At 48.7% G+C, this 25,710-nt stretch carries 24 protein-coding genes; 15 read left to right on the forward strand and 9 right to left on the reverse strand.

Annotated features, from left to right (window positions below; genetic code table 11):
• Positions 1-4: 4 nt before the first annotated feature.
• Positions 5-1,009 (reverse strand): TRM11 family SAM-dependent methyltransferase, encoded by a 1,005-nt coding sequence (locus EL633_RS05995; RefSeq protein ID WP_126626314.1) that lies wholly within the window; start codon positions 1,007-1,009, stop codon positions 5-7.
• 147 nt (positions 1,010-1,156) lie between these two features.
• On the opposite strand from EL633_RS05995, the gene EL633_RS06000 reads away from it, so the two are divergent.
• A complete protein-coding gene (locus EL633_RS06000) occupies positions 1,157-2,713 on the forward strand; it encodes an NAD(P)H-hydrate dehydratase (protein ID WP_126626315.1) in 1,557 nt (518 codons plus the stop codon).
• A gap of 168 nt (positions 2,714-2,881) precedes the next feature.
• Here EL633_RS06000 and rplI read toward each other — a convergent pair whose 3' ends face one another.
• Entirely contained in the window at positions 2,882-3,349 is a 468-nt protein-coding gene (rplI, locus tag EL633_RS06005) for a 50S ribosomal protein L9 (RefSeq protein ID WP_126626316.1), read from the reverse strand.
• Positions 3,350-3,662: 313 nt separating this feature from the next.
• On the opposite strand from rplI, the gene EL633_RS06010 reads away from it, so the two are divergent.
• Positions 3,663-4,379 carry an SRPBCC family protein gene (locus tag EL633_RS06010; protein WP_126626317.1) on the forward strand — a complete coding sequence of 239 codons (717 nt, stop codon included), beginning with the start codon at positions 3,663-3,665 and terminating at the stop codon, positions 4,377-4,379.
• Positions 4,380-4,458: 79 nt separating this feature from the next.
• On the opposite strand, the gene EL633_RS06015 is transcribed toward EL633_RS06010, so the two are convergent.
• Positions 4,459-5,649: a ribonuclease D gene (locus EL633_RS06015; protein WP_126626318.1), complete on the reverse strand. Its 1,191-nt coding sequence runs from the start codon at positions 5,647-5,649 to the stop codon at positions 4,459-4,461.
• A 741-nt stretch (positions 5,650-6,390) separates the two neighbouring features.
• On the opposite strand from EL633_RS06015, the gene EL633_RS06020 reads away from it, so the two are divergent.
• The 8 genes from EL633_RS06020 (at position 6,391) to EL633_RS06055 (ending at position 15,490) form a co-directional block, all read left to right on the forward strand.
• Positions 6,391-7,176, forward strand: coding sequence for a DeoR/GlpR family DNA-binding transcription regulator (locus EL633_RS06020; RefSeq protein ID WP_126626319.1), 786 nt, complete (start codon positions 6,391-6,393; stop codon positions 7,174-7,176).
• Positions 7,177-7,431: 255 nt separating this feature from the next.
• Complete coding sequence (galE, locus tag EL633_RS06025; protein ID WP_126626320.1) at positions 7,432-8,421, forward strand: UDP-glucose 4-epimerase GalE; 990 nt, start codon at positions 7,432-7,434, stop codon at positions 8,419-8,421.
• A complete protein-coding gene (gene galT, locus EL633_RS06030) occupies positions 8,421-9,473 on the forward strand; it encodes a galactose-1-phosphate uridylyltransferase (protein WP_126626321.1) in 1,053 nt (350 codons plus the stop codon). The genes galE and galT overlap by 1 nt, the downstream gene beginning before the upstream one ends.
• Positions 9,474-9,478: 5 nt before the next feature.
• Positions 9,479-10,498, forward strand: coding sequence for an FIG domain-containing protein (locus EL633_RS06035; protein WP_126626322.1), 1,020 nt, complete (start codon positions 9,479-9,481; stop codon positions 10,496-10,498).
• A 65-nt stretch (positions 10,499-10,563) separates the two neighbouring features.
• Positions 10,564-12,018, forward strand: a complete 1,455-nt coding sequence (locus tag EL633_RS06040; protein WP_126626323.1) for a galactokinase — start codon at positions 10,564-10,566, stop codon at positions 12,016-12,018.
• Between the two features lie 163 nt (positions 12,019-12,181).
• Positions 12,182-12,757, forward strand: coding sequence for a beta-class carbonic anhydrase (locus EL633_RS06045; protein WP_126626324.1), 576 nt, complete (start codon positions 12,182-12,184; stop codon positions 12,755-12,757).
• Between the two features lie 188 nt (positions 12,758-12,945).
• Complete coding sequence (locus EL633_RS06050; protein ID WP_126626325.1) at positions 12,946-14,391, forward strand: NADP-dependent isocitrate dehydrogenase; 1,446 nt, start codon at positions 12,946-12,948, stop codon at positions 14,389-14,391.
• A gap of 331 nt (positions 14,392-14,722) precedes the next feature.
• On the forward strand, positions 14,723-15,490 hold the full coding sequence (locus EL633_RS06055; protein WP_161981983.1) for an SGNH/GDSL hydrolase family protein: 768 nt from the start codon (positions 14,723-14,725) through the stop codon (positions 15,488-15,490).
• 77 nt (positions 15,491-15,567) lie between these two features.
• On the opposite strand, the gene phoU is transcribed toward EL633_RS06055, so the two are convergent.
• The gene (phoU, locus tag EL633_RS06060) at positions 15,568-16,317 is read right to left on the reverse strand and encodes a phosphate signaling complex protein PhoU (RefSeq protein WP_126626327.1); all 750 of its coding nucleotides are present in this window, start codon (positions 16,315-16,317) and stop codon (positions 15,568-15,570) included.
• A gap of 786 nt (positions 16,318-17,103) precedes the next feature.
• On the opposite strand from phoU, the gene EL633_RS06065 reads away from it, so the two are divergent.
• On the forward strand, positions 17,104-17,943 hold the full coding sequence (locus EL633_RS06065; protein ID WP_126626328.1) for a PIG-L family deacetylase: 840 nt from the start codon (positions 17,104-17,106) through the stop codon (positions 17,941-17,943).
• A 157-nt stretch (positions 17,944-18,100) separates the two neighbouring features.
• Here EL633_RS06065 and murJ read toward each other — a convergent pair whose 3' ends face one another.
• The 5 genes from murJ to EL633_RS06090 all read right to left on the reverse strand — a co-directional run bounded on the left by murJ (position 18,101) and on the right by EL633_RS06090 (position 22,729).
• Positions 18,101-19,951: a murein biosynthesis integral membrane protein MurJ gene (murJ, locus tag EL633_RS06070; protein ID WP_161981984.1), complete on the reverse strand. Its 1,851-nt coding sequence runs from the start codon at positions 19,949-19,951 to the stop codon at positions 18,101-18,103.
• A 119-nt stretch (positions 19,952-20,070) separates the two neighbouring features.
• Positions 20,071-20,592, reverse strand: coding sequence for an adenylyltransferase/cytidyltransferase family protein (locus tag EL633_RS06075; protein WP_126626330.1), 522 nt, complete (start codon positions 20,590-20,592; stop codon positions 20,071-20,073).
• A complete protein-coding gene (locus tag EL633_RS06080) occupies positions 20,585-21,613 on the reverse strand; it encodes a bifunctional heptose 7-phosphate kinase/heptose 1-phosphate adenyltransferase (RefSeq protein ID WP_161981985.1) in 1,029 nt (342 codons plus the stop codon). Before EL633_RS06080 ends, EL633_RS06075 begins: the two co-directional genes overlap by 8 nt.
• Positions 21,610-22,395, reverse strand: coding sequence for a WecB/TagA/CpsF family glycosyltransferase (locus tag EL633_RS06085; RefSeq protein WP_218027422.1), 786 nt, complete (start codon positions 22,393-22,395; stop codon positions 21,610-21,612). Before EL633_RS06085 ends, EL633_RS06080 begins: the two co-directional genes overlap by 4 nt.
• A 4-nt stretch (positions 22,396-22,399) precedes the next feature.
• Positions 22,400-22,729 (reverse strand): DUF503 domain-containing protein, encoded by a 330-nt coding sequence (locus EL633_RS06090; protein WP_307720614.1) that lies wholly within the window; start codon positions 22,727-22,729, stop codon positions 22,400-22,402.
• Between the two features lie 191 nt (positions 22,730-22,920).
• Here EL633_RS06090 and upp point away from each other — a divergent pair, with 191 nt between their 5' ends.
• The 4 genes from upp to EL633_RS06110 all read left to right on the forward strand — a co-directional run bounded on the left by upp (position 22,921) and on the right by EL633_RS06110 (position 25,370).
• Entirely contained in the window at positions 22,921-23,589 is a 669-nt protein-coding gene (upp, locus tag EL633_RS06095) for a uracil phosphoribosyltransferase (RefSeq protein WP_126629357.1), read from the forward strand.
• A gap of 57 nt (positions 23,590-23,646) precedes the next feature.
• Positions 23,647-24,078: a hypothetical protein gene (locus EL633_RS06100; RefSeq protein ID WP_126626332.1), complete on the forward strand. Its 432-nt coding sequence runs from the start codon at positions 23,647-23,649 to the stop codon at positions 24,076-24,078.
• Between the two features lie 303 nt (positions 24,079-24,381).
• The gene (locus EL633_RS06105; RefSeq protein ID WP_126626333.1) at positions 24,382-24,801 is read left to right on the forward strand and encodes a response regulator; all 420 of its coding nucleotides are present in this window, start codon (positions 24,382-24,384) and stop codon (positions 24,799-24,801) included.
• 170 nt (positions 24,802-24,971) lie between these two features.
• Positions 24,972-25,370: a response regulator gene (locus tag EL633_RS06110; protein ID WP_126626334.1), complete on the forward strand. Its 399-nt coding sequence runs from the start codon at positions 24,972-24,974 to the stop codon at positions 25,368-25,370.
• Positions 25,371-25,710 lie beyond the last annotated feature (340 nt).

Consider the following 25,710-nt stretch of genomic DNA (forward strand, 5'->3'; position numbering starts at 1 on the left):
GTTGTTAAGCTTTGACTGCGACCAGCACATCACGCTTCTTGATTACCCTATCGACGGGATGGGCAAACTGGTTGTAGGGAAGCTCATCCAATACTTGAAGCTGTGTATGCGCTTGTACTAAAGCCAGCATATCAGTACGTTCGACCCGTGTGGCATTCCAGGCCAGGGCCAGCGTTCCTCCAGACAAAAGCATATTTTCCCAGACCGGCAAGGCTTTAGTTAGTAGGGCTGAGATTTCAGCAAAATGTTGTATCCCATAGGGTAGATCGCCCACAACAGCATGCATATGAGGGCCACCAACTACCTCACGCATATGCAGGGCCGCATCGCGGGTATCCCCATTGGCCAGAACCAGGTGTCGTGTATTCCCTTTGCGCCCGATTTCAAATTGATAGCGACGTCCACTACGGCGACCACGCTCATCGGTCTCCTTGCTATGGATATGCTCGCTCTCCAGATACTGACGCACAAATACTGCTGTGGTATCCACATCTTGTCGATTAAGTTCAATACCAAATGCATCATAGCCCAATGCCAGAGCCAGAAAAAGCGTTGTACCACCACCACATAAAGGATCCAAAATTCTCAAACGGTCCTCTTCAAAACGACCGGCGAAGAGCGCGGCATTGAGCAAGACACGTGTAAATGTCTCATTGGTCTTGCCACGATAGCGGCGCGCTTCTGACATCTCCCAGGGAACAAAAGGAGTAAAATGTGGTTCAATAGGACGTAGGAAAGGGCCTGCTAACTCTCCAAGCTGGTCAAAATATTCATATCCCTCACTCAGAGCCCCAAATCGTGGTATTAATGAGGACAGGAGCCTCTGGCTCTGGTCAGCGGTTTCATCGATGGTGGCCAACAAATAGTTTTGGCCCGCCAATGTTGTGGCCTGTACATCTTGAATCAACGTACCTAAAGGACTGGCCAGCAATTCGGGCGAGGCCAGGATAGTAGTCATATCCGCGTACTGTGTATTACGCTGTGGTGTAATTTTGAGCGCTATTTTCATAGCTAGCAGTATAACATAGCACTGAGCCAGTTCCTAGCACTCAAACGTACACAGTAACAGGGGTTAAGGCCCTTCCCTATTGCCAGCCAGGTTTGTACAATACAGAAAGACGCACTCAATTTCATAGAGCAGCATGGAGGATGTTGTATGCATATCGTCACCATTTCGGAAATGAGAGAATTGGAAGCTCAAGCCGAGAGCCGCTATGGCTTGACTTCACCCATACTTATGCAGAATGCAGGGAAAAGCGCGGCCGATCTTTTTGAAGCACACCTGCTTCCAACCTACAGCTTGAAGGGTTTGAAAGTTCTTTTTCTTATCGGCCCTGGCAATAATGGAGGCGATGGTCTGGTGATGGCTGAGCATCTGGAGCATGCTGGTGTCCTGATCAGTCTTTATTATTGGAAAGATAAAAAACTTGTTGTAGCAGGCGAACAGCAGCAAGGCCCGGATATACATGAGGCTTTAAAGACGCAGATTCACAATGCCGATTACGTGATTGATGCCTTACTGGGAACAGGACGTTCTCGGCCCATGCCAGAGGATATGCGTGACTTGCTGGCTCTGGTCAAAACAGAGCGAGAACAGAGAGATGATCTGAACGTAGTAGCGATTGACCTGCCCAGTGGCCTCAACGCCGATACAGGAGAGGTAGATCCTGGTAGTATCGCGGCCAACACCACCATTACGCTGGCTTATCCTAAACTTGGCTTCTTCTTTTTTCCAGGACGAGACTATATCGGCGATCTGGCCGTAGGGGATATAGGCCTACCAGATGACCTACAGCCCTCGTCAAAAACTGAGATGATTACTGGTCAGCAAGTACATAAGCTCTTGCCTGAGCGGCCTCTCAATAGCAATAAGGGGACATTTGGCAAGGTAATGCTTCTCTGCGGTTCACTACCTTATCCTGGCTCAGCTTTTCTGGCCGGTAGTTCCGCGGCACGAGTCGGTGCCGGATTGGTAACACTGGCTGTTACCGAAAAGATGTTGCCATTTTATGCCAGTTCATTCCATGAAGCAACATTTGCAATCTTGCCAGAAGAGGATGCAGAAAGCTTTGATCGTGCCAATGCACTAATTGAAAAACTGGCGGGCTACAAAGCCTTACTGGTGGGACCCGGTCTTGGACAATCAGCCAATACACGTGAGGTAATTCTCCAGGTACTCGAACATCTGCGCTCACTCCCCGACAAGGAACGCCCACGTCTGGTGATAGATGCCGATGGCTTAAATAACCTTTCCGCGCTCGAACGCTGGTGGACCCTGTTACCAAAGGATACGGTGATTACGCCCCATCCCGGTGAAATGGGACGGCTTAGCGCTGGCATTAAAGTCTCTGGTGGCAATATCGAACGCCTGGAACTGGCACGTACCAAAGCACGAGAATGGCAGGTCAACCTGGTCCTGAAAGGTTCCTGCACAATTCTGGCCAATCCCGAGGGTAAGATTCGCATCAACTGGTGGGGAAATCCAGCCCTGGCAACAGCTGGCACGGGCGATGTTCTGGCTGGTATGATCAGTGGCTTCCTGGCTCAAGGGATGCCATCCTTTGATGCCGCCACTGCCGCAGTCTATCTGCATACAGCAGCCGCGGATCTGGTCAATGAATATATGAATATTGAGCGTGCAGGACTCCTGGCATCAGATCTGCTCCCCTATATTCCTATGACACTGGTCAATACAGAATTCTCAGAATTGTAATCGTTGATCAAGCAGTTAAAACACACAAAAAATGACCGTCATAAATTGCTTATCCCTTATAGGGTCAGCAATGACGGTCAATTTGCCTTCTAGATAACAAACCACGCACAGCAGACACAAACACCAGCGTGTTCACTGACCGGCTACGCGCAGTTTAAAAGGAAAAGCTTATTGGGCAACAGCCTTTTCCGCCGCATCAACCACATTTACTGTGATCTTTGGCTCTAACTGAGATGCAATTTTCACTGGAACATTAAATGTACCCAGCGAACGAATTGGATCTGGTAGATCGATAACACGGCGATCTACAGTAACATTCTCGGCATCACGTAATGCAGTCGCAATGTCCTGGCTCGTGATTGAACCATAGAGACGACCCTGACTACCAACTTTTGCCTTGAAGGTCAGTGAAACCTGACCCAGTCGCTCAGCCAACTGCCGATTGGATTCGTTCTGCTTATCCAGCTTGCGCTGTTCGGCAGCAATGCGTTGGGTGCGAGTGGCGATCAAACCCGGAGTAGCTCCTGCAGCCAACTGGCGCGGCAAGAGGTAGTTACGGGCATAACCATTGGCAACCTCTTTCAGGTCACCAGCTTTTCCCAAACCTTCAACGTCTTGTAACAAAATGATTTTCATTAACAGCTCCTCATAGAGGGGGGCAAAAACCCGACTTCCTCCTCACGCAATTATACGCGTGGTAGTATACACCCTGAGTTAAACGAAAGCAAGTATCCCTGTATAGGGGTAGCTCTTCAATACCGATTCCTGGCCCTGGATTCCCGGCTTATTTGTAGCAAAAACCAGTTTTAAATTTTAGCCACACTCTAGGACAAATAAACATAAAATCAGCGATGTATTGCAGCCTCTAAACTTCTCACCTATAATGACAGCTATCGGTAACTATTATTAGTCAACGACGAGAACTCATCTATCACAAAGGATTTATCCTATGAACATCGAGGGGACTTACACCTTACAGGCTTCAGCGCAGGAAGTCTGGCGCTGTCTGACTGGCCTGGAGATACTTCAAGCCACGATACCTGGTTTACAATATATCACAGCTGTAGATGAAAATATATACGATGTGACACTGACAATGAATACGAGACCTTTCACAGGCTCACACCATGGCGTCATGACATTGTCAGAACAACAGCATCCTTATCATTATCGCCTGACTTTTACGAGCGATGGTGAGAGCAATTTAAGTGGGGTCGGTAGTATCCATCTCCACGAACAGGGTAATCAAACGGTTGTGGCGTATAAAGGTACGATGACAACCAATAAGGTCAGTGGACGTCTGTCTTCAGCCTTAGTTAAGGGAGCTGTTAAGCTTTTTATCCAGCAGTATTTTCAAGGCCTGGCCCAATATCTACGTACTCACGGCCATAGCTCACCGGCAAGTATATCCATGCATGGCGAGACCACCGGCACGCTCTCCACTTCTCACGAGATTGTTCTCTCAACCCGCTCTGACAAGCAGGAGCAGGATGCATTGCCCGACACGCTGGCCGCGAAAATTGTCAAACTATTTCGTCTGGGTAAGAAAGATCGAGAAGAACAACTACGTTGGGAGCAACGCATTCGTCGCACCAGTACGATTACAGGATTTCTTATTTTAATCTGGGTAGGGACGCGTATTCCTCGGCGACGAGTAACTGAATAGCTATGCTATGTGAGCGCGGCGGCTATCTTTATGGCTAGTGGTGAATGGAATTCTCGGTTGTAGGCCCATAGTATACCTATCAGGCATCAATAATTGAGCGCAAACGGGACTTCCAGCCGCTATCGTCATCATTTGAGGGTTGCTTATCTTCAACCACCCAGCTGCGAGTTCCATCCATGGCACGCTCGGATACTGCACGGGATTGACGCGGCTCTTTGGCCAGCAAATTGCGTAAGGCGGTCTGGGCTGCCTTGCGCACATCTAACACTGGATCAGTGAGTAGTTCGGTAATTGGCTCGATTGCTGCTTGCACAGACATACGCCCAAGCGCACGAGCACTTGCGGCACGTTCATCAGAGGTGGGCGCCTGCAAGAGCCTTATGAGATCACTGGCCAATTGGGTCAATGAGAGGTCCGCGATCAGGCGTAATAAGCGATTACGCCGCATCGGATGTTGTACCACCGCCAGGGCGGCACGACAATCAGCCGTAACCTGGGAGCGATTATGGATCAATCCTTGCGCTTTCGCTTCGGTCACCGCCATTTCAGGTGAGAGGGTGGAATTACCACGAAGAAACGGCTCAATCCAGGACGCAACCGCATCAGACTTACCGTTCGCCTCGTGCAGTTGCAGAATCGCATGATAATTCGTATCCAACCAATGGTAGAGGGCCAGCGTAACTTCCGCGTCCCGGGCAGCATAAGCAACCATCGCAGGAGGAAGAGGACGCCGTGTCCAATCAGTGCGTTGGAGACTTTTATCTAGATGATAGCCAAAGGCCCTCTGAAGCATTGCAGCCAATGAAGATTCATGTTGACCAAAAATAGAACGGCAGGTCGCCTCTAAATCATAATAGTGGGCCACCTGTAATCCACGTTCGGCCATCACGCGCATGTCCGCGCCCGCGCCATGCAAAAGGACAGCGATGGCGGGATTGCCCAGGACCTCTATTAATGGTGAAAGATCTTGCACACGTAGAGCATCAACAACAAAGCAATGATTCTCAATAGCGAGTTGCAAGAGGGCCAGGCGAGGGATATTTGATACAACCTCGCTCTGTGTTCGAGCCCGTACCTGGGTAAATTCAGCATCCACCGCTACCACACCAGACTGCTTCAATAAGTTGACTGCGTTAACCAGTTGCGCTGGTCGATCAACCCAAAAGCGCTCTCCGCGCTGCGGTAACCTACCCTGTGGTGGGGTAGGTCCCAGATATCCATGTAAATTTTCCAGGTTCTCTAAATCTGTTAATGGTGAATTATCACTCAATGAATTGCCATTCTGACTTCTAAAAGCTTGATAGACATGGTGTGTACTCTACACTATACCATATTTTACACCGTTAGTCCAGCTACCACGCGCCAATTACACTGAAGTAGCAATAAATCATCTTAAATAATTCATATATAGTTAAAAATTTATTTTTATTTGCTCTTATACATTCTTGTGGGTTTTTATCTATCCCCGCCTCCGGCGGGACAGAGGGGAGAGGAGAGACGTTCGGGGACACCCCGAACCCCGGCAGAAGGGCCTCGCCAGCCCTCCTGCACCTCCCGCTTGACACAGAGAGGAGGAAAGAGGAGAGACGTTCGGGGACACCCCCGAACCCCGGCAGAAGGGCCTCGCCGGCCCTCCTGCACCTCCCGCTTGACACAAAGAGGAGGAAAGAGAGGAGAGACGTTCGGGGACACCCCGAACCCCGGCAGAAGGGCCTCGCCAGCCCTCCTGCACCTCTCGCATTGTTACACATTCGGCTAACAAGTGCCATACCTGCTTGATCACAACTACGATGGCCCTCCTGCACCTCCCGTTTTGTTGCTCCTTCTTTCTGGGTTTCTTAATTATAAGTGTTGGGTGGCAGATGGGCGACCGCGGTCGCCCATCTGCCACCCAACACTTATAATTAATGCGGGCGCCACAGGCGCGAGGTGTCAGAGAATGCAACTCCGGCTTGACATAGCCTGAGCTAGCCTATATAATTGCGCCACATCGCCAGAGTGGGAAAAATACATGCCAGACACAACAAAACGTACAGATTTCATCTTACATGAACTAATGACACATGGACGAGTCCTGGCCGAAGACTTGAGCCAGCGCCTCCAGGTTAATTCTTCTACGATACGGCGCGATCTTGAAAAACTGGAACGCCAGCAGTTGTTGCGACGCGTCCATGGTGGGGCGGTTCCACTGGATCCTCTTTCTTACAGTACATATGCCGATGAACTTACATTCCAGAAGAATATGGGAAAACTGGTAGATGAGAAGAATCGCATTGCGCTGGCCGCCCTACAATATATTCAGCCTGGGGATACTCTGGCCCTCTCACCAGGTACAACGACAACCCACCTGGCACGCCATATTCGGCGCGCCCAGATTGCTAATCTTACTGTGGTGACGAACGCGGTCAATATCGCGATGGAACTGGCTCAGGTACCTGGCCTGAGCCTAACCCTTACAGGTGGCTTTCTGCTGTCAGATTTTTTTGCTCTGGTTGGACCAATGGCAGAACAGAGTCTGAGTCAGATGTATGTGACCAGGGCTTTTCTTGGTATCACCGGCTTGAGTCCGACTTATGGCTTAACTGGACCTAACCAGCTTGAGGCTCTGACCCACCGCATGACGATTGAACGATCTCAACAAATAATCGTGCTGGCAGATCATACCAAAATCGGCAAAGTTGCTCTCCACTCGATTGCCCCCGCTTCAACTATTCACACATTGATAACAGATACCGAGGCCCCAACCAGCATTCTGACTGAACTTGGCAATATCGGTATTGAAATTATTACAGCATAATGGCAATCAACGTCTCCTCCTTCCTATTTCACCGGCAACCCCTACCATTGAGCTCTCTTCTTTAAGGGCTTTTCTGTGATATTATCCAGATAATCCATACTTTGTGGATGATGCTGCGGGGCGCATGCATGTTTTTTATGGCACGCTTTGCGCTAAAAATTTGCACGAACGCGCATTGACTATGCGCGTTTTGCGCAGTATACTGTATGTAGAGATGATAAATGAACAGAAAAAGATTTACTGGAGGACAGTAACGTGAAAGTACTTGTGCCCGGTGGGGCTGGTTACATTGGTTCACATACCGTAAGAGAACTACTCGCCCGTAAACATGAAGTCATTGTGTTAGATACACTGGAAAATGGCAATAAAGCTTCGCTGCTGGGAGCCCCGCTAGTTCAAGGCAATATTGACGATGCGGCATTCCTGGACAAAGTCTTTACAGAAGAAAAGCCTGACGCCGTTATCCATTTCGCGGCTTATAAGGCTCCCAGCGAGTCGATGACCCATCCAGGTAAATACTTTCGCAATAATGTGAGTGGCACGCTAACTCTGTTAGAAGCTATGCTACGCCACGATTGCCACTATATTATTTTCTCTTCGAGTTGTTCAGTCTTTGGTACCCCAAAGACGCTTCCAGTTACCGAGGATGCTCCTTTTGGACCTGAAAGTGTCTATGGTGAGACCAAGTTGATGGTGGAGACGATGTTGCGCTGGTACGATAAAACGACCAATCTGCGTTCAACCAGTCTGCGCTACTTTAATGCTTCAGGTGCTTCACTAGACAATAAGATCGGCGAGGACTGGCGCATTACCGCGAATCTGATTCCGCTGGTAATGAAGGCAGCGGTTGGCAAAACCGAGTCTGTCAAAGTCTTTGGTAGCGATTATCCTACTCCTGATGGAACCGCGATTCGTGACTATATCCATGTGGTCGATCTGGCGGTAGCCCATGTGAAAGCTGTGGAGTCGCTGGTAAAGACAAACAAGAGTACTTCCTACAATCTGGGCACCGGCGTTGGCAGTAGCGTCAAAGAAGTTGTCGATACGGCCAAGCGCGTCAGTGGCGTTGATTTCCGGGTTGATCTGGAACCAAGGCGCCCAGGAGATCCTGTGGCAATCTGGGCGGATAGCACCAAAGCGCAAACCGAGCTAGACTGGAAAACCCAGTACAACCTGGAGGATATTGTGCGTACAGCCTGGAAATGGCATAGCACTCATCCCAATGGCTATGCCGAGGAGCAGTAATGAGCGAGACAACTTTTCCCCAAACAATCAGATGGGAAGAGCGCTGGCACCCACTCCGCGAGGAGTGGGTGGTCATTGCGGCCCATCGTCAAGATCGTCCGTGGATCGGTGAAACGGTCACCATTGCGGATCAAGAGATACCACCCTATCAAGCTGATTGCTATCTATGTCCGGGTAATAGTCGGGTCTCGGGTGCCAGTAATCCTGATTACAAAGGCGTCTATGTTTTCGATAATGACCATCCTTGCGTAGGATTGGACGCCCCCCTGCAAGTGCCAGCTCCACCTTATCCGTATCGCTCACGTAACGCCCAGGGACTGGCCCGTGTGATCTGCTATAGTCCCTATCACAATCTCACGCTGGCTGAGATGTCACCAGCTACGATCGAAGAGGTGGTCGTTGCCTGGCAATCACAGACCTTCGAACTGCGGCAACTATCAGGCATCAAGCATCTGCTTTTCTTTGAAAATCATGGCGAGGTCGTTGGTGTCTCTAATCCCCATCCTCATGGCCAGATCTATGCCACCAATTTCGTGTTCAAGACGATTGAAACCGAATTATTAGCTTCTCAACGCCACCATAAAGAAACCGGACAACCGCTCTTTAGTACAATCATACGTGCGGAGCAGCAAGATGGGCGGCGTATTCTTTATGAAGATGAGTATTGCATCGCTTTTGTACCATACTTTGCACGCTATGCTTATGAGGTTTATGTTGCTCCTAAACGCCGCGTCTCGTATGTAGCGGATCTCAATGAGCAGGAGGTGAGCTCACTGGCGCGTGCCCTTAAAAATGTCACGGTGCGCTTTGATAATTTATGGCAGATGTCTTTCCCCTATGTGATGGCCTTGCACCAGGCTCCTACCGACGCAGAATACCCGGATTATCATTTCTTTATTGCCTTCCATCCTCCTCTCCGTCAACCCAGTCGGCTCAAGTATCTGGCGGGACCTGAAATTGGCGGAGGTAATTTTATTAGTGATACACTTCCTGAAGAAAAAGCTGCTGAACTCTTAAAACAAGCTACTGTGCATTATCGAGAACAAGGATGAGAAATATGATTCGTGCCGCCAATGAACTCTTAATCACTATTCGTCAGATCCATGAAGCGATTCGCGATGAGGTGGTTGCCACCTGTGAGCGTAGTTCACTGCAAGCGCTGAGTGAGATCGTTGCCGAACAGGCCGGAGATACTATTTTTGCCATTGACCGTATTTCAGAACAGGTTCTGTTACAGTACTTTGAGCGCTTAGGCAACCATTGGTCCTTTCTCCTGGTGGCAGAAGGATTGGGTGAAGATGGCTTAATGGTCTTTCCTCCGGATCACGATCCAGCGGAGGTTGAACTCGTGATCATTATTGATCCTATTGATGGCACTCGTGGCTTGATGTATCAGAAACGTGCCGCGTGGATCCTGACTGGCGTGGCTCCCAATCGTGGCAGTGGCACTAATCTAGCTGATATTGAACTGGCCGTACAGACAGAGATTCCGCTGGTTAAGCAGCATTTGAGCGATACGTTGTGGACAGTCGCCGAGCAACCGGTTCACGGTGAGCGCTATAATCGCCTGACAGGCGAGCGCACACCTTTGCATCCCCAGCCATCTCAGGCACAGACAATTGCTCAGGGTTATGGCAATATCTCACGCTTCTTCCCTGGCGTGCGGGCCGAACTGGCGGCCATCGATGATGAATTGATTCTGCGCACACTTGGGCCGGCTGAGGCCGGTAAGGTACAGGCCTTTGAAGATCAATATATCTGTAGCGGCGGACAACTCTATGAATTAATCATGGGCCATGATCGCTGGATCGCTGATCTACGACCACTTACCGAACCTCTATTAACCGCACGTGGACAAGCCTCAGGTCTCGGCTGTCATCCGTATGATCTCTGTACCGAACTGATTGCGCGTAAAGCTGGTATTATTGTTACCGATGAACATGGCCAACAATTAGCAGCCCCGCTAGATGTCTCAACCAACATGACCTGGATTGGTTATGCGAATCAGGCCATTTATGAGCAGGTCGCACCAACATTGATGATACTACTCCAACAGCATTTACCAACCACCGCTTAACACCAATGGATGAATGTACTACTGCAAGTACAACTGCATGGCAATGAAAGGAGTCATCTCCCCTTATGTGGCACTATCATAATCTACCATTGGAGCAGCCTGCACCAGATCTTGAACGCTTTCTGATACAGCTAAATACAGAGCACACCGATTTTTTTAATCCTGCCGCTCCTCTGCTTGTTGCGCGTGCCCCCGGACGGCTGGATTTAATGGGTGGCATCGCGGATTATTCGGGCTCATTGGTGCTAGAGATGCCCCTGGCGGTAGCAACCATGGCTGCGGTGCAGACAAATAGCGCTCCAACTATCACGGTTTGTAGTACCGCAGCCAGCGGGCTCAATGGTCAACCCATAGTCGATCTGCCCCTGGCTGCTTTACGCGTGGATGAGCAACCGATCAGCTATGAGGCCGCTCACATCCTGCTGAACAGTCATCCTGAGACGGCCTGGGCGGCCTATGTGCTTGGAACCCTGGTTGTGTTGCAGCGTGAGCGGCAGTTTAGTGCGGAGCAGGGATTGCGTATTATGCTGCACTGCGAAGTACCAATTGGCAAAGGTGTCAGTTCCTCAGCAGCCCTTGAAGTAGCGGTAATGCAGGCGCTCAATGAGCAATATCAACTGCGCCTGAGCGGTCGTGAGATAGCGATGCTCTGCCAAAAAGTCGAGAATCTGGTCGTTGGTGCACCATGTGGAGTAATGGATCAAATGACCTCGGCCTGTGGGGAAGATAATAGCTTACTCGCGCTCTTATGCCAGCCAGCTGAGCTACAGGAAGCCGTACCGCTACCAGAGGGTGTGGAGATCTGGGGGATCGATTCAGGCGTACGGCACTCTGTCATAGGCGCGGACTATGGATCGGTACGTGTAGGAGCCTTTATGGGGTATCGCATTATTGCAGATCTCAGTGGTTATACAGTGGCATCCCAAACAGGATCATATGTGGAGATCGCTGATCCTCTCTGGCAGGGTTATCTGGCGAATGTCCCACCTTCTCTCTGGGAAGCCATTTATCGAGAACAGGTTCCATTAGCAATGACAGGTGCTGCCTTTCTGGAGCGCTATGGTGGCACGACCGATACAGTAACACACATTGATCCTCAACGTACCTATGCTATACGCCAACCGACGGCCCATCCCATCTATGAGCATCAGCGCGTGCGGCTTTTCCGCGCCCTCTTACAACAGCCTGCTACCAGCGCGGAGCAACTAATCCTGTTAGGTGAGTTGATGTATCAATCGCATGTCAGTTATAGTAGCTGTGGACTTGGTTCTGCCGGTACTGACCACCTGGTTGAACTGGTTCGTATAACAGGTCGGGCATCCGGGCTCTACGGTGCGAAAATTACGGGTGGCGGTAGCGGAGGAACGGTAGCGATCCTGGCTCGTCAGAATGCCGATAAAGCGATTGCAGAGATCAGCCAGCGCTATGAACAGGAGAGCGGCTTACCAACCACCATCCTGCGTGGCTCCTCCCCTGGTTCATACGCCTGGGGGACGCGTGTCATCCACAATATTCGCTAACCATCCTATCCTGGCTAGAAGCCTTTTTTAGGGCGTGCATTGGCTTCTAGCAAGGGCCTATGAATCTGGCTTGTATCTGCCTGAACCACATGTTACACTGTGGCAAACTGCACACATTGCATAGACTATTTCTCAATGGATAAGAGAAAAAGGATGGTAACCGATGCTTCAAGAAATTCTTGCAAATAATGAACGCTTTCTCCAAAATACAACTGTACCTCATGTTGGACATGCCCCACGCAAAAATACGGCCCTGGTGACCTGCATGGATTGCCGTCTGGTGAATATGTTTGAGCCCGCGCTTGGACTGGAACGTGGCGATGTACTGGAACTACGCACGGCAGGCGCGACGATCTCTTCTCCCGATCGCCCGGAAGCCGCTAATGATCTGATTCGCTCGCTGGCAGGCGGTATCTATCTGCTTGGTGTACGCCAGGTTATTGTCGTTGGACATACCGAATGTGGACTCTCGAAGGTCAATCCTACCGTGCTTACCGCGACCATGCAGGCACTGGGTGTTGATCCCGACAAATTGATACGAGAATATGGACTTAAAGATGTAAATGGCCTGGTCGAATGGATTGGTGCCTTCAAGGAAGTCCATATGAATGTACAGGAAGTAGTTAATGTCATTCGCAACAGCCCGTTCTTGCCAAAACTACCAGTTTCCGGTCTGGTCATTGATATCAATACCGGCAAGCTAACGATTGTTGACGATGGCGGAAAAGCGACGAAGTAAATTTTTCATGTGGTACAATGCGGGTAATCATTGGTACCTTGTTCCATGGTTAGCCAAAGTTATTTCAAGAAGCCACGTACAACTATACCTCAGATGAGGAGGAGTACGTGCTCTTTATTATGTTCCAAACCTTACATCCTGGCTCCTATATACAGGAGCGGCAATACGGAGAAAGGACTCCTACATAAATGGCAAATAAGACACCAATTACAGTAGCCCACGGTGATGGTATTGGCCCTGAAATTATGGATGCGACGCTGCACATTATTGAGGCGGCCGGCGCACAGATTGAACCTGAGACAATCGAGGTCGGAGAAAAGGTTTATCTGCGAGGTATTAGTGCAGGCATCGAACCCAGTGCGTGGGAATCCCTGCGGCGCACAAAAGTTTTTCTTAAAGCTCCTATTACAACGCCTCAGGGTGGCGGTTACAAAAGCTTGAACGTGACCACACGAACAACCTTCGGTCTCTATGCTAACGTGCGCCCCTGCGTCTCTTATTATCCTTTTGTAGATACCAAGCATCCTACCATGGACGTGGTAATTATCCGTGAAAATGAAGAGGACACCTATACAGGTATCGAGTATCGCCAGACAACGGATATGATGGAGTCGCTCAAACTTATTAGCCGACCAGGCTCTGAAAAAATTGTGCGCTATGCGTTTGAATATGCACGCGCCCATAATCGCAAAAAAGTGACCTGCTTCATGAAAGATAATATCATGAAGCTCACCGATGGCCTCTTCCACAAAGTTTTTGATGAAATTGCCAAAGAGTATCCTGATATCGAGAATGAGAGTTGGATTGTTGACATTGGTTCAGCCAAAATGGCTGATACTCCAGAGGCCTTTGATGTAATTGTCATGCCAAACCTCTATGGCGATATCCTGTCCGATGTAGCCGCTCAGATTGCTGGCTCGGTCGGTCTGGCTGGTTCAGCCAATATTGGTGAGCAGTGTGCCATGTTTGAAGCCATCCATGGCTCTGCCCCACGTCGTGCGGGACAGAATCTGGCCAATCCTTCTGGTCTGCTCCTGGCCGCCGTCATGATGCTGGTCCATATCGATCAACCAGATGTAGCGACCCGCGTCCATAATGCCTGGCTACGCACAATGGAAGACGGTATCCATACCTATGATATCTTCGCTGAAGGTGTGAGCAAACAGAAGGTCGGCACCAAAGAATTTGCTGAGGCTGTAATCGCTCGTCTGGGACAATCTCCTCAAACACTCAAAGCGGTTAAGTATGTGTCAGCCCCACCAAGTGCAGCGAAACAGGCCGCAGCCCTTACACGCGACACCAGCAAAAAAGAACTGGTTGGCGTCGATGTCTTCGTGGATTGGCCAGAGCACGACAGCAATAAACTGGCCGAAATCTTGCAGCAAGTCAATGGCGAAGGTTTGAAATTACAGTTAATTACCAACCGTGGTGCCCGCGTCTGGCCTAATGGCATGCCTGAAACCTTTACCACAGACCACTGGCGTAACCGCTTCCTCGGTGAGGGTACAATCACCCATGCCCAGATCACATCCCTGCTACAGCGCATCAGCGAGACCGGTCTAGATTTCATCAAGATTGAAAATCTTTATAACTTTGATGGTCAGGCAGGCTACTCGTCAGTTTCAGGATCATAATTACGCATTTTTCAGCAATCTGTCAAAGTTTATGGAAAAGGCAGGGGTGCAGGGGATAGCAATCCCCTGACTGGGTTCCAGGGCTGCGCCCTGGCCTCCCCCTACCTCCCTCGCCCGCGTAGCGGGCGGCCCATCTTTCTAAACTATTTCGACAGAACAACAGGAAGACAATATAGGTAAACTTAGATAGAAAGGGTGCTCGCTTGAGTGCCCTTTCTATTTTCTACACTGCAAAAAATTTTTGTATCCTTTCGTAAATGAAATGGTGTGTTACAATGAAGAAGTTGTTTCATTCCTGTCTAACCTGATTTCGAAAAAAGTGAATTGCACTATGCAGATATCAATCTCCAAGAAACGATCGTTTTTCTCTTTACTTTTTGTATGTGTATTGCTTATTGGATGTACTGCTTGCGGTAGTAGTACACCAACCCAACAAACCTCGGCGACAAAGACAACTGCTCCCAAGGGAACGGCGAAACCATCCGGTACAACCAGTACACAGCTACCCACAGGACCTATTGTGTATGTAGCGCTCGGCGCTTCGGATGCAGTCGGAGTTGGCAGCACGCAGCCGGGCTCGCAAGGATATGTACCATTGATTGGCAGCCACTTACCACAAGGATCACATACGCTCAATCTGGGTGTAAGTGGTATTCACTTGCATGAGGCCATCAATCGGGAACTTCCATTGGCCCTCTCAACCAATCCACAATTAATCACCGTCTGGCTGGTGACCAACGATTTTGTAGCGGGCGTACCTTACGATAGCTATATGAAGGATCTGGACACCATGCTAGCCCAACTCCATAGTCAGACCCAGGCTCGTATTGTCATGGCCAATCTGCCAGATGTAACCCTGCTACCAGCCTTATCTCGAACCAGTTCCGATGGAAAAACGCAGATGCGTCACGAAGTTCAGCGCTGGAATACCCGGTTAGCAACTCTTGCCCAAAAGTATGGAGTCACAATCGTCGATTTAACCGCCAGAGATAGCCAGATCACATCCCATCCAGAATATATTAGCGGCGATGGTTTCCATCCCAGCGCCAAAGGCTATGTCCAGCTGGCTAATTTTTTCTGGAGCGCCATCAAAGCATAAAAACACAAATGACTAGAGATAAAAATACCAAAAGACGCCGTCCATCTGAGAGAGATGGACGGCGTCTTTTGGTATTTTTATGGACGTTCAGCAGAAGAAGCAGTTATATCGTTTTCACCATCGATGGTAAATACCAGACGTTCACAAACGTTGGTGCAGTGGTCGGCGACACGCTCTAATTTATGTGCAATCCATAAAAGATAGGTTACACGCTGTAGGGCCTTGGCATCATTCTGGAGTGTAGGAATGGCATGGGCACCCGCCATCATGGCCATTAAGTCATGGCGTACCAGATGATAGCGAACATCGACCACATCATCCTCTTCCCAGATATAACGCGCAGCCTTCACATCGCGCTCGGCAAAAGCTTTCATTGTTCCCTGCAGCACACGGCGAGCTTCGCGGCCCAATTCGAGAATACCACGCAGGGCAGAAGCTTCAGAGATAAGGGTATCGCCAACTGTTTGTGTACTCGCACCCTCTCCTGCGCGCAAAGGCATCATACGTAAAAGGATCTGTGCGATACCTGCGGCGCCATCTCCTGCACGCTCAAGATCGCCAGCAATCGCTAGAGCTGAAGTCAGAAAACGCAGATCTCGACCACCAAGCGGTTGCTGCATTGTTAGTAGACGAATAGCATGCTCTTCAACAGTTTTACGCACACTATCAATTGTTGAATCAGCCTCAATAACCATACCCGCTTGAGCCATATCACCCGTAGCAAGGGCCTCCAGAGATTTCTCCAATGCATCATCGACAAGAGAACCAAGTCGCTGAATCTGGGAATCTAACTCCAAAAGTTCTCTATCTAATGTTGATCTTGCCATTCAACTCTCCTCAAACTCTTAAGTGCATGATTCTTAATCGCCATGCTACCCACCAAACACGGCCCGCAGTAAATGAAGGTTTCAATCAAAATATAAACACGTGAAGTATACTCATCCACGGTACAGGCGCTTGCTATATGCAAAAATAGGCATAGCCTTACACACCAAACATATTGTAACATATTTGCCACAGGAAAGATAGAGTCATAGTCTAAATGCGCGTTCTATTCTTTAAGGATATGGCATTACAAAAAATGAATTGTATAACAAAATCATTTCTATAAAATAGAGAGATTTTATAGAAATTTACCTCTTATAGGTGTAAAGGAATATAAAATGAATAATTTTTTGCGAACTATTTAGCTCTAGGTTTTGAGTGTGGTATGGCGGCACGCCGACCGTGTTCCACCATACCACACTCAAAACTCTTTGCACTGCAAAACAAGAGTCCAGGCCAAAAGTAGATACGTGAAACTTTATATACGTATGATAAAACTCTTCTGTAAGGATGTGGATCATGTGCCAGGGCTTTTTAATTTTCCTCTTCCTGGCGCCTACGGCGCCGGAGTCTGGTGTGGTGTGTGCTCTGTGGGCGGCCGCAGCCGCCCACAGAGCACACACCACACCAGAAATACTCTGTATATAATTTGCCTGATAGTTACTCCCGGCTGAAAATTAAAAAGCCCTGATCATGTGCAGGCAGAATTGACAGTCATTCTTAACACATGCTACATTAGCATAAAGGTTCCATCCACAAGGCAGGCAGAGGAAGAAGGAACAAGAACCATGTCAACGAAAAGACTGCTCGGCGTTTTCGCCCACCCCGATGATGAGGGATTGATCAGTGGCGCATTACTCAAGTATCAAGGACTCGGTATTGAGACGGGTCTGGTTTACGCTACACGCGGAGAGGTTGGTGAGACCTCAGACTCCATTCTGACTGCTCCAAATAACCTTGGAGAGATCCGTGAAGGTGAAATGCGGGATGCCGCTGAAGTGCTTCAGGTACAGAAATTATGGTTCCTGGGCTACCGTGATTCGGGGATGCCAGGAACAGCCGCCAACCAGGATCCTGAGGCGTTCATTAATGCCAGTGCAGCCGAGGTTATTGGAAAATTGGTCGGAATTATTCGTGAGTTTCGCCCACAGGTGGTGATTACCTTTGATGAATCGGGCGGGTACGGCCATCCTGATCATATCGCTATTTATAAGTCTACCATCGGAGCCTTCCATGCGGCGGCGGATAGCGCGCTCTATCCCGAAATGGGACCAGCTTTTTCGGCTGCGAAGTTGTATTATACTTCTTACTCACGCCGCCAGGTAATGATGATGTCCGAGTGGATCCAGGATCAGGCCTTTGATAATGTGTTTAAAAATCTGGATCTTGAACACTCGGGCTTTGATGATGATCAGATCAGTGTGTTGCTGGATGTTGAGAATTGGCAATTGGCAAAGAAACAATCCTGGGATATGCATCGTAGTGAGGTGGATACGGTTCTCCCTATCATTCGTCTTCCCCGTGAACTTCAACGTAAATGGCGTAGCACCGAATACTTCCAGTTAGCTACCTCAAGGGTTGGAAATGACATCACTGGCGAGAATAATTTGTTCGCACACATCCCCTGAATAGCTTTTCAATATGTAATCTCAACTCAGAGGCTATGGAAAAAGCTTGTTTTGCTGCTTCAGTCCCTATAGAACTGCGTAATGCTGTGTTTGGTAGAGCACTGGCATGTGATCTCACATCGTATATCAGTGCTCTACCAAACCTTAAACACTCTACTTATTTCTTCCCTAGTTTAGCCAGTAACGCTCCTTTTAACATGGAGACCTCTTCCACTTTGAGGAACATTACCAGGGCAAAGTAGATGGTAGCTGCGACCCCCCCCGCGATAATGACCGTAAGAACACTGCCAATAAAGGTTGAGGTTGAGAAAAGTTGGAAACGACCCAGTACATACTGCAACCCCCAGGCTACCAGACCCATGACGGCTGTGGCTCCAATAATCTTCAACAGCGCTGGCAGCAGGCCACGCAGATGCAGCGAGCCAATCGATTTCCACAAGATCAACAGGAGAATGATAGGATGCAGAATATTTTGCACGGTATTACCCAGGACCAGGGCTGGCATGCCAGCCGTTTGCCAGAATGGTAGGGCGACCGCGATATATCCCATCGCGCTGATTACCAGAACCGCTACCGGGATGATGGTGTTTTTCCGCGCATAGAAAGCTGAAATTAATAGCTGATCAATGGCAATAAAGGGGAGTTGATAAGCATAGTTCTGCAATGCGATCGTGGTCAAAACTCCCTGGGCCGCTGTAAACTTACCGCGCTGAAAGAGCAAGGCCACAATTGGTAGTTTTAATACAATCAAACCAACCGCAGCAGGAATCATCAAGAGCAATCCCAGGCGAAAACCTAGCAGCAACATGCTTTTGAAACGCTCAATGTCTCCTTCGCGCATGTATGTGGTCAGCGATGGCAAGACCGCAAATGAGAGTGCCGAGGCGACCAGTCCACCAGGAAACTGAATCAACAGGGTGGCAAAATTCATGGCGGAAAAGTTGGCATCTCCACAACTCTTTGCCTGGCGCATGATATCGATACACGGTGTCTGGGTGGCCAGAAATTGATCCAGAAAGGCGATACAGGCAGAGAAAAGGAAGCTAAAGGCAACAGGGGCATAGAGTTTGAGAATACGCCGTAAAGCGGGATGTTTGAGATCAAGCACCCACATATAACGCATATGCTGGTTGCGCATACCTGGAATGATCAGCACAATCTCGCCTACCGTTCCGAGGATCACACCAAAGGCCAGGCCATACTGCCTCAAGCCGAAGAAACGATCACTCACAACCGCGGTAAAAATAGCACCAACAATGATACCAGCATGGTAGGCTGCGGCCGCAAAAGCTGTCCAACCAAATTCCTTCTGTGCATAAAGGGCCGCCTGCAAGACGGCAAAAGGTCCCAATGCAAGCAAGGAAAAGAAAATAATGCGCGTAAAGTGTAGGGTTAGCAGTCGCTCTTGCTCGTGAAATCCAGGTGCCAGGATGGTATTGGTAAACCAGGGAGCAACGAAAAAATATCCTACTGAGGATATTGCCATCACGATCAGGACGAGATTGACGAGAGTGAAGACCAGGCGGCGCAGCTCTTCCCGGTTGTCCGCATAATCATTGAAGGTAGGAATGAGAGCACCAGGCACCGAACCATTGACAATGAAATCATTGAATTTTTGCGCCGGCGAGATTGAAGCAAAAAACGGACCCGAAATAGCAGCACCGGTATAAGCAATAAAACTCTGACGCAACATACCCAGCACGCTGCTCCCCAGATTTCCCAACGCTACCAGGGACGCCGACTTCATTAGTTCGCGCCGATCGCTTGTAGGCGCCGATACATTCTCCATAGGAGTTCCTGGTACGTCCACAGACTCCGCACTCGCCTCAGAAAGCGTCTGAGGAGCATCAGACACCTCTTGACGAACTGGTGTCGTCTCTATCACCTCAATCGAGGACTGTCCATCCTCATTACTTCCACCCAGCACAGTTGGAATAGCCTCAACCGTCCCATCCTCACGCTTATCTTCAGATGAAAGAGTTTCTTCATCGATAGAATCTTTGGCCATAAAATTTTGCTCCTTCATGGTCAGCACACAAAAATAATGGAGCCCCACAAGAATAAGCTAAATGTCATACTCCACATAACCAATATTTTTTATACATTAGGATCAAGCTTTAGTGCTGCTTATGGTAGATGCTTGATTTTTTCGATTAACGCAGTGGTTGAATGTCCTGCCAGATAATGAATAAACTGTATAGATCCATCGTAGGCCTGTACATGTGGCGCTTCGGGCAAACGCTTCAGGTCCGGTTGATTTCCTTCGGCCAACACATAGTCCGCGCCTTTGACATAAATATCCGGGTGAAGCAGATCAATTAAGCCGCTGGCGGCTCGTTCAGGGAAGATAGTAACATAATCAATACAGGTCAGCGCTGCCAGGATCTCTGCGCGTTCTTGTTCGGGTACTAACGGACGATTGGGACCTTTCAGCAGACGTGTACTCTCGTCGCTATTCAGGGCCAGCACCAGAAAATCTCCCAGTTCACGTGCCTCTTGCAGATAACGTATATGTCCCAGGTGGATAAGGTCAAAACAGCCATTGGTAAAGACACAGCGCTCTCCTGCCTGCTGACGGCGCTGTACTTCGGTAGCCAGTTCGGCTCGCTGCATTATTTTTTTCTGCGTAGATTCTTGAAAATTACTCATGCAAGCTACTCATCAATTCTTCTGGTGTATTGCTGGCACAACCCATGCGCCGGACAACCCGGGCGGCGGCAGCATTGGCCAGATACGCGGCTTCAAACATACTGGCACCTGCGGTTAAGGCCAGGGTAAAGGTAGCGGCGACGGTATCACCTGCACCATTGGTGTCAACAATTTCGCTGCCCAGGGATAGCGAATGGATTGGCAGGTGCAGCGGCTCTTTGCCTGCTTCAAACAGACTCATGCCCTCACTACCACGAGTGATCAGAACTCCCTGCGCTTTGCTTCCCTCTAATAAACGTCGGCCAGCCTCATTTAGATCAGCCAGAGTATTAATTGTCATACCTAGCGTTGCTTCGGCCTCGGGCTGATTAGGTGTCAGCGCCGTCACACCCTGGAAACGGAAGAGTGAGCCATGCGCATCTACCACCACAACCTTGTTGAGGGCCCTGGCCACCGGAATACAGACATTGATTATCTCAGGACTGATCATACCGTTGGCATAATCCGAGAGCACTACAGCATCCATCTCTGGCAAGATACGCTCAATATAATCGATGATCTGGCCTTTGCAGGGATTTGCAATGTCCGACATATCAACCCGATCGAGCCGCACAATATGCTGCTGAACAATCTGGGGGCTGCCGGCCAGAATGCGTGTCTTGGTTGAGGTTGGGCGGCTGGCATCTGAAATCAAACCATCCTGGTTCATATTTAATGCGGCAATAGCCTGCCGTAGTTTCTGGCCCGCCAGATCATTGCCGACCACTCCTGTGAGAAAAACCTCGGCCTTCAAGGCGGAAGCATTAACCGCGACATTACTGGCTCCCCCTGGGACGGTACGCTCTTCCGTCAGTTCCAGGATCAGCACTGGTGCCTCGCGAGAGATGCGTGTTGGATTACCAATCAAATATTCATCAGCCACCATATCCCCAATAACCAATACCCGCTTGCCGGAGAAGTCCTGTATCAAGGAGCGCAAGGAGGCACTGGATGGTAGAGAGGTGGGAGCATCGAGCTTCATGAGGGGCGACTCCCTTTTCGTATTACTTGGAAAACAAATAGTGGCAATGCTAACATGCGCCGCCAGCGCCATGGCTCACGATACAATCGATACAGCCACTCCAGTCCGGTGCGGCGCATCCAATGTGGGGCGCGGCGCTGACGGCCCGCTAAAAAGTCAAAGGCGCCACCCACACCCATGGCGAGGGAGGCTGGTAGCCGCTGCAGGTTGCGATAGATCCAGAGATCTTGCGCGGGTGCACCATAAGCGACACACACTATATCAGCCTGGGCAGTACGAATACGCTCCAGGATCTCATTTTCTTCTTCAGGTGCCGGAGAACCAGCATAGGTGCCGACAATTTTTAGGCCCGGTGCCAGTTCCTGTAAGCGGGTCCCAGCGATCTCAGCCACACCAGGAGCCGCCCCGAGCAAATATAAGCGATAACCATCTTCAGCGGCCAGTCGGGCCAACTCAACCAGGGTATCAGCGCCTGTTACACGTTCAGGTGTTGGCTGGCGCAACAAACGAGACGCCCAGACAATCCCCATACCATCAGCCGTGACCAGCGCGGCTTGATTGATACACTGGCGAAAGAGCGTGTTTTTTTGCGCGGCCATCACAAACTCAGGATTTACGGTAATAATTTGTTGACAGGGTGGCCTGGAACCGGCCCTGGCCGAAGAAAGGATTTGCCTCAGGGCTGCAAGTACCTGCCGCTGAGTGAGGCGATCCACACGTACACCAAGCACATAGACAGGTGATGGTGCATTGGAAGGTAAAAAATTAAGCATTTGTGCCATACATTTACCAATGAATTATTTCTTTTTCAAAGGCGGAGATAACCAGATCCGGACGTGTCTCTTCAATATAACGTCGAATATGGTCAACGACTTCGCCAGCGTGCTGGCTGCTATTGCTAACATAACTCAGTCCGATTTTGGCGATCTGCCAGCGGTCATTTTCACCCACTTCGGCTATCGAGACTTCGAACTGATTACGCACACGAGCCATCACCGATTTTATAATTTGCCTTTTGTCTTTTAATGAATGTGCATCCGGCAAATGCAATGTAATTTCAGCTGCGGCAATTACCATGCGTGTAGTATAGCATAAAGGTAGTTTTTTTCTCTGCATACTTGACCTATGGACTATAAAAAGCCTTTACTCCCCCTACCCAGGAGGGTGTAGATGGCAGACTCGACTCCTCTGGCTAACTCTGATACAATTCTGAGTATATTTAACTGCAATATATTTTGATGTGCTATATAAATTGGAGTACAAACATGCTAGGAACAAGTCCACAGGGTGGTAAGTCAAAATTGCCGATGCAAGGCATCCCTCAGCCCAGCCGAGAAGAGGTATTGAAGTTACCACGTGTCCATATTTCAACCCATCCAGTCATGGCTCATAAAATGACATTGCTACGTAACAAGAATACGCCACCACCACAGTTCTATCAGTTGGTAAAAGAGATTGGCGCCCTGCTGGCATATGAGTCTACCGAGACCCTCTCTTTAGAGAGCAGCACCATTGAGACTCCGCTACAATCGACCACTGGTTATCGACTGGCAGGTGGGATCGGCGTTACCCCTATTTTACGCGCTGGCCTTGGCCTGGCCGAAGGATTCCGTCAGGTAATTCCCGATGTCCAGGTCTGGCATCTTGGGTTACGCCGGGATGAAGAGACGCTGCAGGCAATGGAATATTATAATCGCTTGCCACATCAAGTAGATTTACAGGTGGTCTATGCCGTAGATCCTATGCTGGCAACTGGTGGCTCGGCTATTGATGCAATCAATATTTTGAAACGCCGTGGCATCCCACGACTTTCCTACCTAGGCATCATTGCCGCACCGTATGGACTTATGCGACTGGCTCAGGCGCATCCTGATATTGATATTTATGTTGCCGAACTTGATGAGGCACTCAACGATAATGGCTACATAATTCCAGGACTTGGGGATGCCGGCGATCGCCAATTTGGCACCTTCTAGTCCCGTCAGAATCTGTCCATCAATCGTTATTACAACAGATATAAAGGATTAACTTCTGTGTCCATGCCATCAGATTCGTTTTCAGCAGAGAACTCTAGTAGTGAGACGTCGCAACCGCAACCGGAGAAAGAGGTAACGACTTCTGGTGAGGCCGCCAATCAGGATATCGCGACCACTCCGGCTTCCCCGCTCTCTCAATTACCACCGGAGGCACAAGGAGAGACTAATGGGGGACCACTTGGTTGTTGCCTGGGTACAATGGTTGGTATGTTGCTTAGTTTGAGCGTAGCCCTCTTTGGCCGCTTTTACGCTGAGTCCCTATCAGGATTGTTGCATAGTAGTTTGAGTACGACCATTCGCATTGTAATGATCATTGTTGCCATCATTGCAGTAATCGTTTGTGGCTACTTTGGTTGGAAAATAGGCAAACGCCTGTATCGCGAATATGATCCGCCTCCAGTAAAGAGACGCGGCAGACGCAGGCGCTAACAAACAGATTCTAGCATCATGACACGCAAAGGCCATGATCGTCACAAAAGAGGATGGGATGCAAGCAACACTATGAAGATGCCTTTGCGTGTCATGATGCAACCATCAGTGATCAGGCACTGCATTTACGTACAATTTGGCTAAAGATAGCGCCAATATTTCCTGGCATGGTCAAGTAATATAGACCCGCGGAAGTAATCAGGAGAGTCTCCTTGTTATATATCAAGGCACGTGTACATTATTTTGATTATTAATGTTACAATATCAGAAGCACAGCCATTCCTGCAACAAGGAGATCGAAGGATGAATCAGGATTACAAAGATACGTCACAAGAAAAAAAGATATTAATTGTCGAAGATGATCCAAATAATGGTGAGTTTCTGACTCTCGTTATCTCACAAGAGACAGATTTTATTCCATACCTCGCTACCAATGCCGATGAGGCACTTAAAACGGTTCAAAGTATGACGCCTGATTTGTTTATCCTGGATTATTTCCTACCTCCTGGTATCAATGGCTTTGAGCTTTATCAACAACTTCATACAATTACCGGCTTACAAAATGTTCCGACTATTTTTCTTAGTGCCAGCACGGAAAGAGATGTAATTAAGCAAAGTAATGTGCTTTTCTTAGAAAAACCTTTTGAATTAGATGAACTGCTTAAAACAATCAATAAGCTTATGCAGACTCCTCCTTACTCCTCATACAATGTCGAAGGATAATATACGACTCCGTCAAGAGTAAAGCAAAATACAACCTCAAGAAGCAAAAAGTACAAAAGCATATTTTGACTAATCTCCTGTGATTACCACTAACTGAAACGGTCTTCCTTCGGATGACGTACCTAATATGACTTTATTTCTTTCAGTGATTCAAAAAAGGGAGTCAACATATGCCAATTAGTTCAGAAACTGCCCCTGACGAATCTGTGGCAAAAAAAACAATTCTGATAGTTGAAGATGATATAGATATTGGTGAATTTATTGTCCATGCTTTCCAACAGGAAACACCATATCAGGCTGTTCTGGCGGAGGATGCATTTAAAGCTTTAAACTTCATCAAAAGCCGCAAGCCACATATGTTTTTGCTGGATTATCAGCTACCAGGCATGGATGGTCTTGAGCTCTATAATCTTCTTCATACAACTGAGGGCCTTGAAGATACGCCAGTTCTATTCATGAGCGCAAATTTTTCAGAGAAAGAATTGGATAGGCTGCGCTTACCTTATATAGAAAAGCCATTTGAGCTGGATGATCTTTTGAAAGATGTAGACAACATCTTATCAAAGTAGTCGACTCACCAGCTAAAAACATTGCATTCAATGCGCACCAAAGGTGCGCTTTTTTTGTCTGTAAGGATGTGTCTGATGCCCACACTCGTTCCCTGACGGGAACCTGCTTCTTTTATAATTGTTGGGGCAAAATTGTGCTGTGCACAATTTTGCCCCAACAATTATAAAAGAAGCAGGCATGAATTATCTATCTAATACATGCGCAATATGAGACAGCATGGCTCAAAAATTTAATAGCGATTGCTTGTTTAGATCCAAGGCAGAGCTTGATAAGGGTACAAAGTACTAGATCTACTTTATCTGTTCTAAGGATAGTAGTATGATACAAAGTAATACACAA

This window comes from Dictyobacter alpinus, assembly GCF_003967575.1.
Lineage (GTDB): Bacteria > Chloroflexota > Ktedonobacteria > Ktedonobacterales > Ktedonobacteraceae > Dictyobacter > Dictyobacter alpinus.

Coding starts and splice junctions, on each gene's coding strand:
- rplI (WP_126626316.1), bottom strand. CDS start 3,349: ATGAAAATCATTTTGTTACAAGACGTTGAAGGTTTGGGAAAAGCTGGT.
- upp (WP_126629357.1), top strand. CDS start 22,921: ATGCAAGGCATCCCTCAGCCCAGCCGAGAAGAGGTATTGAAGTTACCA.
- murJ (WP_161981984.1), bottom strand. CDS start 19,951: ATGGCCAAAGATTCTATCGATGAAGAAACTCTTTCATCTGAAGATAAG.
- EL633_RS06045 (WP_126626324.1), top strand. CDS start 12,182: ATGCTTCAAGAAATTCTTGCAAATAATGAACGCTTTCTCCAAAATACA.
- EL633_RS06040 (WP_126626323.1), top strand. CDS start 10,564: ATGTGGCACTATCATAATCTACCATTGGAGCAGCCTGCACCAGATCTT.
- EL633_RS06080 (WP_161981985.1), bottom strand. CDS start 21,613: ATGAAGCTCGATGCTCCCACCTCTCTACCATCCAGTGCCTCCTTGCGC.
- EL633_RS06065 (WP_126626328.1), top strand. CDS start 17,104: ATGTCAACGAAAAGACTGCTCGGCGTTTTCGCCCACCCCGATGATGAG.
- EL633_RS06075 (WP_126626330.1), bottom strand. CDS start 20,592: ATGAGTAATTTTCAAGAATCTACGCAGAAAAAAATAATGCAGCGAGCC.
- EL633_RS06085 (WP_218027422.1), bottom strand. CDS start 22,395: ATGGCACAAATGCTTAATTTTTTACCTTCCAATGCACCATCACCTGTC.
- EL633_RS06050 (WP_126626325.1), top strand. CDS start 12,946: ATGGCAAATAAGACACCAATTACAGTAGCCCACGGTGATGGTATTGGC.
- EL633_RS06000 (WP_126626315.1), top strand. CDS start 1,157: ATGCATATCGTCACCATTTCGGAAATGAGAGAATTGGAAGCTCAAGCC.
- EL633_RS06020 (WP_126626319.1), top strand. CDS start 6,391: ATGCCAGACACAACAAAACGTACAGATTTCATCTTACATGAACTAATG.
- phoU (WP_126626327.1), bottom strand. CDS start 16,317: ATGGCAAGATCAACATTAGATAGAGAACTTTTGGAGTTAGATTCCCAG.
- EL633_RS06105 (WP_126626333.1), top strand. CDS start 24,382: ATGAATCAGGATTACAAAGATACGTCACAAGAAAAAAAGATATTAATT.
- EL633_RS06010 (WP_126626317.1), top strand. CDS start 3,663: ATGAACATCGAGGGGACTTACACCTTACAGGCTTCAGCGCAGGAAGTC.
- EL633_RS06035 (WP_126626322.1), top strand. CDS start 9,479: ATGATTCGTGCCGCCAATGAACTCTTAATCACTATTCGTCAGATCCAT.
- galT (WP_126626321.1), top strand. CDS start 8,421: ATGAGCGAGACAACTTTTCCCCAAACAATCAGATGGGAAGAGCGCTGG.
- EL633_RS06055 (WP_161981983.1), top strand. CDS start 14,723: ATGCAGATATCAATCTCCAAGAAACGATCGTTTTTCTCTTTACTTTTT.
- EL633_RS06110 (WP_126626334.1), top strand. CDS start 24,972: ATGCCAATTAGTTCAGAAACTGCCCCTGACGAATCTGTGGCAAAAAAA.
- EL633_RS06090 (WP_307720614.1), bottom strand. CDS start 22,729: ATGCAGAGAAAAAAACTACCTTTATGCTATACTACACGCATGGTAATT.
- EL633_RS05995 (WP_126626314.1), bottom strand. CDS start 1,009: ATGAAAATAGCGCTCAAAATTACACCACAGCGTAATACACAGTACGCG.